Origin of the sequence: Pseudoalteromonas sp. T1lg24 (genome assembly GCF_002964745.1) — a bacterium.
GTDB lineage: Bacteria > Pseudomonadota > Gammaproteobacteria > Enterobacterales > Alteromonadaceae > Pseudoalteromonas > Pseudoalteromonas spongiae.
Map to the genome: position 1 here is coordinate 263,126 of NZ_PQCB01000006.1, position 14,193 is coordinate 277,318.

General features: G+C 40.1%; 13 protein-coding genes. 1 reads left to right on the forward strand and 12 read right to left on the reverse strand.

Annotated elements, in window-relative coordinates; genetic code table 11:
* Positions 1 to 18: 18 nt before the first annotated feature.
* The 4 genes from C2M30_RS04250 to C2M30_RS04265 form a co-directional block, all read right to left on the reverse strand.
* Entirely contained in the window at positions 19 to 3,222 is a 3,204-nt protein-coding gene (locus tag C2M30_RS04250) for an SdrD B-like domain-containing protein (protein WP_105170776.1), read from the reverse strand.
* A gap of 10 nt (positions 3,223 to 3,232) precedes the next feature.
* Positions 3,233 to 3,991, reverse strand: coding sequence for a hypothetical protein (locus C2M30_RS04255; RefSeq protein WP_158683315.1), 759 nt, complete (start codon positions 3,989 to 3,991; stop codon positions 3,233 to 3,235).
* Between the two features lie 8 nt (positions 3,992 to 3,999).
* Positions 4,000 to 4,557 carry a hypothetical protein gene (locus tag C2M30_RS04260; protein ID WP_105170778.1) on the reverse strand — a complete coding sequence of 186 codons (558 nt, stop codon included), beginning with the start codon at positions 4,555 to 4,557 and terminating at the stop codon, positions 4,000 to 4,002.
* Between the two features lie 182 nt (positions 4,558 to 4,739).
* On the reverse strand, positions 4,740 to 5,336 hold the full coding sequence (locus tag C2M30_RS04265; RefSeq protein ID WP_105170779.1) for a hypothetical protein: 597 nt from the start codon (positions 5,334 to 5,336) through the stop codon (positions 4,740 to 4,742).
* A gap of 345 nt (positions 5,337 to 5,681) precedes the next feature.
* On the opposite strand from C2M30_RS04265, the gene C2M30_RS04270 reads away from it, so the two are divergent.
* Positions 5,682 to 6,455 (forward strand): hypothetical protein, encoded by a 774-nt coding sequence (locus C2M30_RS04270; protein WP_158683316.1) that lies wholly within the window; start codon positions 5,682 to 5,684, stop codon positions 6,453 to 6,455.
* A 15-nt stretch (positions 6,456 to 6,470) separates the two neighbouring features.
* Here C2M30_RS04270 and C2M30_RS04275 read toward each other — a convergent pair whose 3' ends face one another.
* The 8 genes from C2M30_RS04275 to rppH form a co-directional block, all read right to left on the reverse strand.
* Positions 6,471 to 7,154, reverse strand: a complete 684-nt coding sequence (locus C2M30_RS04275) for a FlgO family outer membrane protein (protein WP_105170781.1) — start codon at positions 7,152 to 7,154, stop codon at positions 6,471 to 6,473.
* Between the two features lie 14 nt (positions 7,155 to 7,168).
* A complete protein-coding gene (locus tag C2M30_RS04280; RefSeq protein WP_105170782.1) occupies positions 7,169 to 7,756 on the reverse strand; it encodes a FlgO family outer membrane protein in 588 nt (195 codons plus the stop codon).
* 96 nt (positions 7,757 to 7,852) lie between these two features.
* Positions 7,853 to 8,731 (reverse strand): UTP--glucose-1-phosphate uridylyltransferase GalU, encoded by an 879-nt coding sequence (gene galU / locus C2M30_RS04285; protein ID WP_105170783.1) that lies wholly within the window; start codon positions 8,729 to 8,731, stop codon positions 7,853 to 7,855.
* A 24-nt stretch (positions 8,732 to 8,755) separates the two neighbouring features.
* Positions 8,756 to 9,607 carry a thymidylate synthase gene (locus tag C2M30_RS04290; protein WP_105170784.1) on the reverse strand — a complete coding sequence of 284 codons (852 nt, stop codon included), beginning with the start codon at positions 9,605 to 9,607 and terminating at the stop codon, positions 8,756 to 8,758.
* On the reverse strand, positions 9,604 to 10,395 hold the full coding sequence (gene lgt, locus C2M30_RS04295; RefSeq protein ID WP_100912897.1) for a prolipoprotein diacylglyceryl transferase: 792 nt from the start codon (positions 10,393 to 10,395) through the stop codon (positions 9,604 to 9,606). Before lgt ends, C2M30_RS04290 begins: the two co-directional genes overlap by 4 nt.
* A 19-nt stretch (positions 10,396 to 10,414) precedes the next feature.
* Entirely contained in the window at positions 10,415 to 11,218 is an 804-nt protein-coding gene (locus C2M30_RS04300) for a sulfite exporter TauE/SafE family protein (protein ID WP_010560754.1), read from the reverse strand.
* A 14-nt stretch (positions 11,219 to 11,232) separates the two neighbouring features.
* Complete coding sequence (ptsP, locus tag C2M30_RS04305) at positions 11,233 to 13,509, reverse strand: phosphoenolpyruvate--protein phosphotransferase (RefSeq protein ID WP_105170785.1); 2,277 nt, start codon at positions 13,507 to 13,509, stop codon at positions 11,233 to 11,235.
* A gap of 14 nt (positions 13,510 to 13,523) precedes the next feature.
* A complete protein-coding gene (rppH, locus tag C2M30_RS04310; protein WP_010560756.1) occupies positions 13,524 to 14,033 on the reverse strand; it encodes an RNA pyrophosphohydrolase in 510 nt (169 codons plus the stop codon).
* Between the last annotated feature and the right edge of the window lie 160 nt (positions 14,034 to 14,193).

Below are 14,193 nucleotides of genomic sequence, written 5' to 3' on the forward strand. Positions count from 1 at the left end.
TACTTTGTTTTAGTTAGTTTAAAGAAATCGCTTCTCTAAATACTCAATTTCAGTCGCTTCAAAACGCTTTATCAATCCCTTTTTATCTGTGATTTCATGTAGCTTTTTAGCTAGGCGGTTTACATCTGGATGATTGTAATATTTACCTATCACGAGTCGATATAATTTGCTCTGAGCGTGATATACAACTTCCGCTTGCTGCTCTAACTCACGTGGTAAAGATAAACTTTTCAAATAAATAAACGCAGAACTCTGTTGACTAAATGCACCATACTGAACTGTGTATACAGTAACATTTTCGCTTGCAAAATGAATAGGTGCCCTGATTTGCTCACGTAATGCAGGCTCTTTTATAATCGAAGCAACCTCAACAATATTCTCATTTTTGGAAGGGTTAGGCTGGTCTTTATGAGCTTCAGATAGCAAAGTGTGCTCTGTTCCTGAATTAACAACACTTGCCTGCTTCACAATAATTAACCGCTTATTATCGACTGGCTTATTATCATTATTCACTCGTCTGTTTGCCGGAGGGTGAACAAAAATCTGCCCATTATATTCATCTGAGCTGACTGCCGGATCATGATTTTCAGTCGTAATTACTACTTGTTCTGACTTTTTAATTTTTTGAGAGTCAGACGGCAAATGCAAATAAAATGGCGCCATTTCAACATACCCACCTTGAGTTGGTGTAGTAAACTCATATTGATTTGGTGAACTTATTAAACCTCTTTTATCTAAATCATCTCTTTTAAGCCTAACGAGATAGTGCCCAGGATTGAGTTGAGGAAACTCAAAGTAACCATCCTTATCAGTCTTAGTTAAACCGATAAATTTATTTAGCTCATCAAAAAGTTCAACGGTAACTTTATCAATACCACTGTCAACTTCAGATAAGAATACAAACCCCGATAAATCCGTTTTAATGGTAAATGGAATATCCCCAACAAGATATGAGCCAGGATGAGTATATACTTGGTAACGTGACGCAGGACTGACACTATCGACCCAGCGAGGTGTAAATGTCACCACGCTATTTGTCGGTACATCATTTAATAATATGCGACCATTAGCTGCAGTCTGCTTTTCTAACCAATTTTTAAATGGGCCTACTTTGGCACCTTTTATTGCATAATCATTTTCATCGAGTATGCCATTTGAGTTTCTATCTAAATATGCATTTAAGTCTAAGTTTGCAGCCCCCAACTTACCTAAACGAGATACGTCAAATCCGCGATTATAGGGGTCATAACTAAATGAGAATCGTACACCAACCGATAGATTCCAATACTGATTACTATCATAACTAGCCGTGGTAGTTAACATTGCATAGCGCATTGGCCACGCTAAACTGCCATCAAATTGCCATTCACTATCAGCATCTGGTCTATACGTTATCTGGCCTTTTGTATTTAAATTATTACTGAAACGCTTGTTAATACTTGTAGTTATTGCGTTTATTTTTGAATCGTCATCTATTGTGTATGTAATGCCATTCACGACTCGGTACGAACCTATAGATAATGCCGCACGGAAATTACCAGAAAGCTGAGGGTCCAATTGTTCATCTGCAAACCACGAATAATCAAGGCTATTAGATAGATTTAGTGAGCCAATATTCTTATGCAAAATCAGGCCTGCGTACGAATCGCTACTCTGCCCTTTGCGATCATTCGAGTAATATAAATCATATGAAAATAAACCAGTTGAATCACTGAATGAAATATCGAGTTCTTGCTCAACGGGTTGTTTCACACCTTCCACATGGTGTTCAGTGACCTGATAATTAACCTGATAACGTTGTGTATGACTCAACATACCATTTAACTGTACTTTAGCGCCTACTCCACCCGAAAGTTCATGATATACCTCAGTGTTTAACAACGCATTTTTTAAACTTCCAGCTAATTTAAAACCAATAAAATCTCTATTAGATTTACGCGTAAATTCTCCGCCTAACTGCCAAAAATCACTTATCCCGTAGTCAGCCGAGAAACGAAAACTATCAGGCTTAAACCCATCTTCAAACACTGAGTTTCGACCAAATACTTCACTCCCATCATCTAAAATAAAGCCATCAAACCCAACTTCGCCTGCGGATAGCCAGTTACTTCTTAGCTCGATCGATTCGTATCTAATTTCTTCTTCACCAAATGGTCCAAACAACTTAATTTCAAATAGGTTTAAACCATATCGTGTATCTACATTTTCAAAACTATAACGACCATTTTCTGGTACGGTTTGCTCCGCAACAAAGAAGCCGTCTCGATAAAGCTCCACACTCCAACCGGGTGTCGCAAACCCTTGCACATTAGTCTTACCAAATTTACTACTATAGTTACGTGGTCGTTTATTAAAACTGGCCCCCACACCGGATACATTGTTATCAATCAAGCCGCCTGCTGGGGTTGAAATGTCACCTAAACTATAGGAGTTTATTCCACCAAACAAAGGTTCTTTAGGAGAAAGTGGAAAGCGTGTTAAAACGAGACTACCAATCACATCCTGTTGATTAGATTTACTTAATGACAAAAAAGCGGAGTGATAAAGAAAATCGGAGTTTGTTTGTATTACTGCATTATACGTAGACTCTTCATCACTTCTGCCGCCATAATTCAGGCCAACTGTACCCGTTGGTGGGCTGTACAAATGATACTGGTCACGAAATATCTCTGTGGCTGTAAAAAAAGGCGCTTCATTATCAGTAGGTTTATTTCGCAGCACTTTGCGTTCTAGATCTGCTCGAAGTATTCGCTTTTGCAATGGGAACAAATAGTCTTGTGCCGGTTCAACGAATAGCTCCAAATTCGAAAAGTTTAATACCAACTGACCTTCTACCATTTGAGATAGTAAAGCCATGCTAATATATAACCCAAATTCGTCTTCACTCCAGAAATAAAGCCCTTGCTCTAAATCAAAAGACGCTTTTGAATTGCCAAGCTCGAGTAAGTATTGTGTTTCTTCGTAAGTCACACTAAACGAGCGTTGCTCACGACTAACCGCGACATTGAGTTCTAGAGCTTGAAATATATCATATGCAGGTAGTAATAGTTGATTATCAACTTGGTATGCTTCAATTCCCTCTAACAATAATTGATTATCGAGTTTTACGTTCAGCAATACATAATTTTCGTCATTAAAATCAACTTGTTGAATTTGCCCAAATACCGGAAACGCAAAGAGACTTCCCAATAAAATTAGGAAGCGCACTACTAATTTAACCATATTTTTTCCGCTACAATTTTACATTATAATTTATAGCGGCTTTGCCGAACTCTTTATCTTCCTGATAAGTAACAATAAACTGATTACTTGAAATGTCTTTGAGAGGCAGTTTGAAATCTCTAAATGTCACAGCTTGCGATAAAGTAACATTTTTTAAACGCGCAACCTCTTCACCACTTGAATCAGTTACGGTTAAACTACCAACCCAAGCACGCGATCCCTCGCGCGATACCCGAATTGATGCGACTTTGCTTTGTTTATCAATATGAGCCGACTCTATTTTAACGCTACCTTTTGGATCTCCAATGCGCACATACACTGGAATATTAAAGTTAACCGTTGCAGCCAGTGCATTCTGCTGACCTAAAATAGCTTCTTGAACACATTGCATTCGGATATAACTAAGATAATCACCTTCTTGAAGATTAGGTCTGCGACGAAAAACTAAACGCGCTGTTTGGCTTCTGTCTTTTGGAATTGACACGCTGCGCGGCGAAAAACGCAGTAAATGAGATGCTGGAGCAATCGCTTGTTGCTTTTCAACCTCAATTACCCCATCTCCATTTTGTTGATTGTAATGTACAAAACCCAACTTACAATCAGCTTTAGCATTACCCATATTAGTCATTTCTAGCGATTGAGTTCGCTGTTTTTCGGTGAATAGAAAGCGCGTTTGGTTAAACTGAACTTGAGCAGCTCCCATGTTCGCGTTGACCTGCATAGATAATACGCATAGTAATATACTGGAAATTGAAGTTAATTTTTTCATACTGCTTCCTAATAAATAACATCAATAATAAATGTAGAAATAAGTGGTGCGGATGTATTAAGGGTCGATAAATCATTAATGGTTAAAACACCACCAACATAAAGCGTCGCTTGACCATTGGCTGAAAGATTAACCTGCGTACCGGCTCCACCATTTGGAATAACCGTTGCGCTAACAGAGCCAGAAGCTGATTCAGATAACCCTAATGGATAAAAGATACCTTTGGGTTCAAAACCCCAGGCGCTACCTAAACGATCATTGCTACCAATTAAAGACACCGTAATGGCTTCACCTTTCACACCACTCAATTCATATTGACCAGGTGTTAGATCGTTAGATATTGGGCAAATTGTATTATTTGAACTTGCTGTTCCAATAATATTAGAAGGTGTAGTATCTGTAATGCTTGTAGGAGAAAGTAACATCTCACAGTCGCCTCGTTTTTTCATGATTGAGCGACCAAAATTTACCACCTGATTTTCGAAAACTAATACCGGAGAGATTGTTTCAAATTGCACTGATGCGGTGTACGTTTCTGCATTTGATTTATACGCAGTTAAAAACATAGTGCAAATCATATAACTTTTTAATATGAATAGACTAACTCTACTTTTTTTCATTGCTACTTCAAAACGACATGAAAAATTTTCTACCTATAAAGCAAAAACTGAGCCACTATTCGTTATTAATATTTCACACATAAAAAAACCCGCTATGCGGGCTTTAGAATTCACATTTGTATTGTTTTTTAGTAAACAACATCAATTGTAAAAGTGCTCGTCAACGGAGCTGAAGTATCAAGTGCGTCGTTATTAATTGTTAATGTTCCCGCAACTACTAAATAACCATTACCAGCAGCAGAAAGTGCATTAGTTACGCCTGCAGCTGAATTGTCTACAGGTACAGCGGTTGCCGCACCAGAGGCTGTTTCTGTAACACCTAGTGGAATGTATTTACCTTTAGGAGTAAAACCCCAATCACTGCCTAGACGGTCATTTTCACCAATTAGCTTAACAGTAACGGCAGCACCGCCTACACCACTTAATTCATAAGTACCTTGTAAAATATCATCGGCACCGTCACATATACCTGCAGAAGGCGCAGCCAATGCACCAGACACAACAATCTTTGCAGTATCTGCAACATCATCTAGGATAGGCTCAGCAACACAGTCACCACGCTTTTTCATTATTTTTTTACCAAAATCAACAACTTGAGTTTCAAAAACTTGAACTGGAGCTACTGTTTGGAATTGTACTGTTGCAGTGGTAGGTTCAGCGTTTACTGCCGCAGAGAAAGAGGCTGCAATCGCGAGTGGAAGTACTACTTTCATCATAGTATTCATGATTTACTTTCCTTTTACATTATAATCATTTGAAGCAATGAGAGGTATAAACCACACAAGTTCCTATGTAGTAACCTCTAATCACGTTTTGTATCGGCAACTATTGCTGCTTCTTTAGCAAAAAATTATAAAAATTATAAATTTAGGCTTTTTTTAGATTACGCTCGCTTATCTCACTACCAACATTTACAATGCAAGCGTAAAACAAACTAAATACCAAACCACTAACCTTCATTTCGTATGCGCCGTATTTCAAAAAAAAGCACAACAATCCAAATCAGCAGTCTTTTGCTATCAATTAGCTTAACGGGATGTCAAATTATTGGCGACGTAAATCAGTCACATATGGATACGTTGCTTCAATGGAACAAAGCCGCTACGCAAAGGAACAGTATTTTACAGCGAGCAAAACTACAACTAACTACTCAATTACGCTTTAAAGATACTGAATATGGAACAAAATATTGGTTTGATAAGTTTACTGTTGGTGGCACTGACAACAAATACACTATCAACTTAATCAACCCATCATTTAGTGAAAAAGTGATTTGCAGCTGGTATTGCGAACTGCTTAGCGAAGTTCAAATAAACGACTATGACAAAAATACCTATCTCTACCAATTTAGCAAAGCTCAGCAAACCAATATCGCAGATATGTACGCCAAGCTTTCGACGCTAAGCCTTGATTTAGAAAAGAGCGAAATACCGGTTGATATTATTAACGCGAGAATAACGTTAATAAACGACAGTGAAATAAAATTTGATGACTTTGATTCTGCTTACGCATTTTTAACCGCAGCCTTAATGGAAGAGAGCTTTACGCCTAACAACACAACGTCTCTCGTCCCTGAAGACCAACAAAAGATTAAATCAGCAGCGTCATTAAATCAGCAAGTGTGTACGTTAAAAGATAACTTTTTTGGGCATGTTATCGCAAAGAATCAGCAAGGTATTGCTGTTAAATTGATAGGACAAGCAACGGGCAAAACTGGTTTAGGCTTAAAGACATTACCTTCTGGGTATTTAAAACATCACCAAGAAGGGTTTTCATATATTGCATTAAACAAAGTGCAAGTATTTAAACACAGTGATGTTTATACCTGCACTATCAAATACTAACGTACAATATTGGCGTTATTGTATTGATACACCATCGCGCTGACCATGCGGCCTTAAGTCTTCGGTAATATAGTCTGGAATAAAGCCCTGCGCTGTCGCAACAACAGCTTTCGACTCTAACCCGACAATTCTTGCATTTACCAAATGGCCTGCACCATGTTTTACAAGTGTCCCCGTTAGCACATACTTAATTGGTAAACTCGGCGCTAACTCCATATAGTCACGGCTTAAGATAAAGTCACCTTTTTCAGTCACTCGAAAGAAATCGGTTAGTTTAAAATCAATTACTGGAATACCAAATTTGTGCATTTCATGGATAAAACTCTCGGCAATCTGATTACCTAAAAGGCTAGCATCTGTATAGTTACCATCCAAAAACACGAAGCTAGAGACACCAATCGCTGTGTCTGCGTTTACATATTTAAGGTTTTCCATCAATTGGTGGCTCACACCACGAACATAATGATTAATATTGCGATTGCTCGCCTGATCGTAAACATAGTTGCTTTTACTACTATCAAGTAAACGTGCACTTTGAAAGCTACCATCAGCGTTGAACATTTTGTCATTTTCTTCCGACGCAACTTGAGCCGATACTCGCGTTGAGCCTGCTTCAGAATCATAGTCACTGGTATCTATTGAAGATGACTGACAAGCTGATAAACACAGCGCTAATAACGATAAACTGAAAGCTCTCATTTTAAACCTCTCATTTAATATTCACTGCGGTAAAGCAAGCCATCTCGTTGCATTACTTTTTCATGACTCCACGCAACTTGCTTTGGCATATATCGCGTAGCAGCGGCCAGAACATTTTTGGTGCGAGTATCTATAATTTTAACATTAACAACATAGTTTTCTTGTTGTGTAGCAATTGTGCCAGATACAAAGTAATCAATTACGTGTTGTGTTTGTAACTGTGATTTATCGCGACTTAAAAAGCGTTCTTCACTACTGGTTAACGCAATTTCTTGAACGGTTTTAACCTCGACTAGCGTGAAGCCGGCTTGTGTTAGCAAGGTCGCGACGCTCTCTTGCATTTGCAATGCGATTTCAGGCACGCCTTGTGTCTCGTTTTCCAAAGAGAGCGATTTAACTGGCAAAAATGTGCCTACGGCAAAGACTGCATCTTGCTCTACCTTCATCGGTTTACTAATAAGCTGCCTAACAAGAGAGGCGGCATAATAGTGCAGCCTACTGTTATTATAGCTTGGCTGTTGATTATCTTGCTCATCAACTTGCTCAACCGATGACGAGCAACCAACAAGCAACACCATCATTAAAACTGTAAATACACGCATCTCACAATCGCTTCATATTGAGTCTATAATGTTCCAGTATATTCAAAGCAAAAAAAATGCCACTTTGAAGTGGCATTCTCAAAAAGCATTGAAAAACTACAGTAAAGACTGAATGTGCGCCTTTAACTCATCTTTAAGGTCATCACGACGCAGAGCATATTCAATATTAGCTTTCATATAGCCAAGCTTTGAGCCGCAGTCGTGGCTTTTACCTTTCATGTAGTAGGCATCGACTGGCTGCTCTTTCATTTGCATTGCAATGGCATCGGTAAGTTGAATCTCATTTCCAGCGCCCAATGGCGTTTTCTTAAGGAGCGGCCAAATGGATTTATCTAAAACGTAACGCCCTACCACAGCAAGATTAGAAGGTGCTTCATCGCGCTTTGGCTTTTCAACAATATTTTTGATTGCTGTACTGCCACCAGGCAGTAGTTCATTGCCGTTAATATTTACAATACCAAATTTATCCACGTCTTCATCAGCAACCTTTTCAACCATTATTTGACTGTGGCCAGTTTCATTGAAACGGGTAATCATGTCAGCAAGGTTATCTTTATGTAAGTCGCAGCTCGCGTTATCTAAAATTACATCAGGTAACACCACGGCAAAGGGCGCATCGCCAACGATTGGCCTAGCACACTCTACCGCATGACCTAACCCTTTTGCTTCACCTTGGCGTACGTGAATAATCGTCACATCTTTTGGACAAATCGCCTGAACTTCTTCAAGTAATTGACGTTTAACACGGCGTTCTAACGTCGCTTCTAACTCAAAACTCGTATCAAAGTGGTTTTCAATCGAGTTTTTACTCGAGTGCGTTACCAATACGATTTCTTTGATGCCAGCTGCGGCAACTTCTTCAACAATGTATTGAATTAATGGTCTGTCGACGATCGGAAGCATTTCTTTTGGAATAGCTTTGGTTGCTGGCAACATACGCGTGCCTAAGCCTGCTACAGGAATGACTGCTTTCATTATTATTCTCTTCCTTAATTGTAGTTATACGGCAAATGGGTATTTAATCGCCTCGTGATATTGATAGCCTTCCACCGTAAAATCATCGGTGGTCACCCATGTTTCAATATCTTCTAGCGTTTTAATATTTGGGTTAATGGTTAAGCGTGGAGACTCGAACGGCTCGCGTTTTAGCTGCACATCACGCATTAACTCAAGTTGGTTTTCATAAATATGGGCATTTACAATTTTATGGTATGCCATACCCGCTTTTAATCCACAGATTTGTGCCATTAATGCTAATAAAACAAAACACTGAATCTGGTTGAAGTTAAGACCAAGCGGCACATCACAGCTGCGCTGATAAGATGTTAGATAAAGCGTATCACCCAACAGTGAGAATGTATGTGTGTGCATACATGGGCGTAAACAGCCCATATCAAACTCACCTGGATTGTAAAAAGTTAAGATTTCGGCGCGATCATCAACGCCATTTTTAAGGTTATCAACAATCTTTTTCAGCTGATCAAGCGTTGTACCATCGGGCTTTTGCCAAGCACGCCCCTGAACACCATAAACACGGCCCATATCATCTTCACCTTTACGGTGCGGATTGTTTAGCCACGCGCTATTTTCATTAGCATTGGCGTTCCAGGTATTACAACCAATTGCTCTAAATTGTGCAGCGTTATCGTAGCCACGTAAATAACCCAATAACTCGGCAATCGCGGCTTTATAAAAGCTTTTACGTGTCGTAATTAATGGGAATTTGTTGTTGGCAACATCGTACTCTAAATCAGCATTAACGACGGTTAAACAACGAATTCCCGTACGTTTATTTTCCACCCAATGGCCTTCATCAACAATACGCTGACATAACTCTAAATACTGTTTCATGCGTTACACTCTTTTTGTTGGCGTTTTGCAGCCCAGAACATTAAACCAAGGCCAGCTAAAATCATTGGAAGCGACAAAATTTGCCCCTGCGAAATAATACCGCCATAAAGGCCTATATGTGCATCGGGTTCACGGAAATACTCAACAATAAATCTAAAGAAGCCGTAGCCAAATAAGAATAAGCCACCAATAACGCCTTCAGGGCGCGGCTTTCTATTAACAAACTGGATGATCGCAAAAAGCACTAAACCTTCTAAAATAGCTTCGTAAAGTTGCGACGGGTGGCGCGCGACAGGGCCACCTGTTGGAAATACCATCGCCCACGGCACATCAGAGGCGCGGCCCCATAACTCACCATTAATAAAGTTACCGATGCGGCCGAAAAACAAACCAAGCGGTACAAGTGGCGCAACAAAGTCACCTACTCCCAACAAGGTTTTATTTTGTTTTTTGGCAAACCAGGCAATCGCCGTTACCACACCTATAACACCACCATGGAACGACATGCCGCCTTCCCAAATTTTAAATAAGTACAGTGGGTTTTCTAAGAAGTAGCTAAATTGATAGAAGAATACATAACCAAAACGGCCGCCTAAAATAACGCCAAGCATACCGTAAAATAATAAGTCACTCGTTTGCTCTTTAGTCCAACCACTATTTGGTTTGCTTGCCGCGCGAGATGCTAAAAATGAAGCCGTTACAAACGCAATCAAATACATCATGCCGTACCAGTGTACTTTTATTGGACCTATCTCAATAAACACTGGATCAATATTTGGAAAATCCACTTATTTCCACCTTTCCTTTTTAACTACTTAACATTCTAATTGCGACAATCACTAACAGTGCCGCAAAAATACGTTTTATTATTTTTACTGGTAAATACTGCGCCGCTTTTGCGCCAAACTGTGCAAAAAACGCCGACGTTAACACAATTCCGATTAATGCGGGTAAATAAACGAAACCAATAAAGCCTTCGCTTACATCATGGTATTGCAAACCTAAGCTAATATAACCGACTACGCCAAAAGTAGCGATTAAAATGCCACTCAATGCCGCACAACCGATGGCTTTTCGCATATCGAGTTTAAAATGCGTTAAAAATGGCACTAATAACGCACCGCCGCCGATGCCCACCATGCCAGACACCGCACCAATAACACTGGTTCCCAAAGTTAAAATACTGCCGTGAGGCAATGCTGATTGTGCTTTTGGTTGATGCGGTAAAATCATTCTTAGTGCGATAAAAATAACGCAGCTGGCAAAAATCAACTGTAGCGTATCGTTACTGATACCTGTGGCAATCACGCCACTTAATAATGCACCAACTGATACACCAACTAATACCCAAGGGGCTATTTTCCATGGAATATTTTGATTTTTATGATGAGCGTAAGCAGAGCTTGATGAGGTAAATATAATCGATGCCAGCGATGTAGCGATAGCAACGACCATAGCTTGATCGGCAGGCACTAAATTTAGCGCTAATAGAAGGTAGCTCAACACCGGTACAATAATTAATCCACCACCAATACCAAGCAGTCCAGCCAAAAACCCAACCAAGCAGCCAAGCGCCATACAACTAAAAAAAACTATCGAAATATCAGACATGAACAACCTAAGTTTTAGTGGACTGCGCTAGTATACAGAATTTGGCTTAATTTGTGATGAATTATAAATTCCCTTAATAACCGATGCACTTGTTTTGCATTTTTTGCCGCCAGACAGGTTACTAACAGTTGTTCCATATCGCTGGCGTTTAAGCGTCGTAATACGTATTTCACTTTATTAATCGCGCTTGGACTCATACTTAAATCACGATAACCCATAGCCACTAACAACAGCGCGCCTTCAGGGTCGGCAGCCAGCTCACCACACAAACTAAACGGTAGCTGATAATCGATACATTGAATCGCAATGTCGTTAAGTACGCGCAGTATTGCAGGGTGATAACTATCAAATAAATTAGCAACGCGTGCGTTAGTTCTATCAACCGCCAGCATATATTGCGTTAAGTCATTACTTCCCACCGAGCAAAAATCAACGCACTTAGCCCACTCAGGTAATAAATAAACACTGGAAGGTACCTCAAGCATAATACCTACTTGTGGCATTTCTAACTTTCCTTGCTCAGGAAGCCACTCATCTTGCAACTCAAAAAAGGCTTGTTGAATAAGGCGCTTTGATGACTCCACCTCATTTACGTCAGCCACCATAGGCAACATAATTTTTAAATTACCGAGCCCCATATTGGCTTTCAGCATGGCTTTTACTTGCTCTAAAAACAGTTCAGGGTGATCTAAACTAATACGAATACCACGCCATCCTAAAAATGGGTTTTCTTCCGAGAAACTAAAATAGCTTAAGCATTTATCACCACCAATATCCAAGGTACGCATGGTCACCGGCGACGGGTGATAGGCAGCTAGTATCTCACGATACCAGGCTTCTTGTTCTACCAAACTTGGAAATGCATTTTGTTGCATAAACCAGGCTTCGGTACGGTATAAACCGATGCCATCCAAATATTTGGCATTTATCAGATCATTTGAAACTTCAAGCCCAGTATTGGCATATAAGCTTATTTCTTCCCCATCAAGCGTTACCGCCTCAAGCTGATACTCGGCATCAAATGCATCGTGTAAACGTGCATCTTCTCGCTTTAACTTAGCATATTCGTTTATAAGCGCTTTGGTCGGCGAAATATAAACACGGCCAGCATACGCATCTAAAATTAAAAACTTATCTGCCACATGGGAAATCGGTAAGCCAGATAACCCCCAAATTGCGGGAATCCCCATTGCACGCGTCAAAATAGAGGCATGTGAGTTTGCCGCACCACTGATGCTCACTACCCCTGCTAACATCTCTCTTGGAATTTCCGCAAGCATAGTAGGCGTTATGGTATCGGCGACCAAAATAATTGGCGCATCAAAATGATGCTTTTTATATTCACTGTTAAGCAAATGATGTAATACGCGAATACCAATATCTTGAATATCAATGGCGCGCTCACGAATGTAGGTATCTTGCATTGCCATAAATTGAGTAACCAAGCCTTCAATCACTAACTTTAATGCACTTTTAGCACACCAGCCCTCATAAATTTTAGCTTCAACTTGGTCGCCTAAACTCTTTGCTTCAAGCAGTTGTTCATAAACGGTAAACACCGCCAACGTTTCTTGACCAAGATCGCTATCAAGTTGCGCAGCCATGCGGCGAAACTCTTTACGCGTGGTAATGACCGCGTGATGGAAAAGTCGAATTTGTTCGCTATGAGCGTCGCATTTCATCAACTCTAATTGACTAAAATCGATACTTGGCGCCATCACATAGGCTTTACCAAGTGCGATGCCTGGGGCTGAGCTTAATCCTTTTAAACAGGTAGTCTTTTGCTCAGATTCACTAAATTCGAGTAAATGCTGGATTTCCGCATTCGCTAACTGCGCTGCCAATTGAGCTGATAAGGTAACTAAAAAAGACTCTTCATCTTGACTGAAAACTCTTGCGAGTTGTTGCTGCACCACAATAACACCGAGGATCTTGCCTTGATGCACAATCGGTACTGCTAAAAACGCGTTATAGTTTTCTTCGTCAACTTCAGGTGCAAGTTTGAATCTTGGGTGGGATTTTGCAAAAGCAAGGTTGATGGCTTCTTCGCGCTGGGCAACTAACCCAACTAAACCTTCGGTGAAACCAATTCTGAATTCACCAACCGCTTTAGGGTTAAGACCATCTGTTGCCATCAAAACAAATGCGTCTTGTGCATAATCAGCAAAATAGACCGAGCAGCACTGTGTTTTCATAGTGCTTTTAACACTTGAAACAAAACACTCAAGCGCCGCTTTCAAATTACTTTGCTGCGACACTTTTTGTGCGATTTCTCGTAATGCTGTTAGCACAGTTACCTCATTAATTAGCGCCTGTTCCGCCAGCCTTGGTCTTTTTTATGAAATGGCATTGCATGAGGTGCAAACTCTTTCATAACGCGGCGGTAAACGTCTCGTTTAAACGAAACAACTTGGCGTACTGGATACCAGTAACTGACCCAGCGCCAATCATCAAATTCAGGATGATTGGTTTTAGACAAATCAACGTCTTCATCGGGACAGCGTAATTTAAGTAAAAACCATTTTTGCTTTTGACCAATACACACTGGACTTGAATCTCGGCGAATTAAACGCTTTGGTAACTTATAACGTAACCAGTGTTTAGAGCTTGCAATGATTTCAACGTCTTCGGGTTTTAATCCAACTTCCTCATTCAGTTCTCGGTACATGGTTTGCTCGGCAGTTTCACCTTGGTCAACTCCACCTTGTGGAAATTGCCACGAGTGTTGACCATAACGTCTAGCCCAAAATACCTGTCCCTGATTATTACAAATAACTATTCCAACGTTGGCACGGAACCCTTCGGCATCTATCACCCGCATGTGCCTCTTTTAATTCTTAATATAGCTCGATTGTTCCATAATCCGTATCTAACAGCAAATGAAAAACCAGCATATACTCAGGTTACCCACAAGTTGTGAATAAAACTAAAAATAAACGCACATTTCTCAAACAAATCCACAATCACCTCTTCAA

Bases quoted from the DNA above. Each gene is read 5' to 3' on its own strand.
- C2M30_RS04250 (WP_105170776.1), bottom strand. From the start codon at position 3,222: ATGGTTAAATTAGTAGTGCGCTTCCTAATTTTATTGGGAAGTCTCTTT.
- C2M30_RS04265 (WP_105170779.1), bottom strand. From the start codon at position 5,336: ATGAATACTATGATGAAAGTAGTACTTCCACTCGCGATTGCAGCCTCT.
- C2M30_RS04300 (WP_010560754.1), bottom strand. From the start codon at position 11,218: ATGTCTGATATTTCGATAGTTTTTTTTAGTTGTATGGCGCTTGGCTGC.
- C2M30_RS04255 (WP_158683315.1), bottom strand. From the start codon at position 3,991: ATGAAAAAATTAACTTCAATTTCCAGTATATTACTATGCGTATTATCT.
- C2M30_RS04270 (WP_158683316.1), top strand. From the start codon at position 5,682: ATGGATACGTTGCTTCAATGGAACAAAGCCGCTACGCAAAGGAACAGT.
- C2M30_RS04280 (WP_105170782.1), bottom strand. From the start codon at position 7,756: ATGCGTGTATTTACAGTTTTAATGATGGTGTTGCTTGTTGGTTGCTCG.
- C2M30_RS04275 (WP_105170781.1), bottom strand. From the start codon at position 7,154: ATGAGAGCTTTCAGTTTATCGTTATTAGCGCTGTGTTTATCAGCTTGT.
- galU (WP_105170783.1), bottom strand. From the start codon at position 8,731: ATGAAAGCAGTCATTCCTGTAGCAGGCTTAGGCACGCGTATGTTGCCA.
- C2M30_RS04290 (WP_105170784.1), bottom strand. From the start codon at position 9,607: ATGAAACAGTATTTAGAGTTATGTCAGCGTATTGTTGATGAAGGCCAT.
- C2M30_RS04260 (WP_105170778.1), bottom strand. From the start codon at position 4,557: ATGTTTTTAACTGCGTATAAATCAAATGCAGAAACGTACACCGCATCA.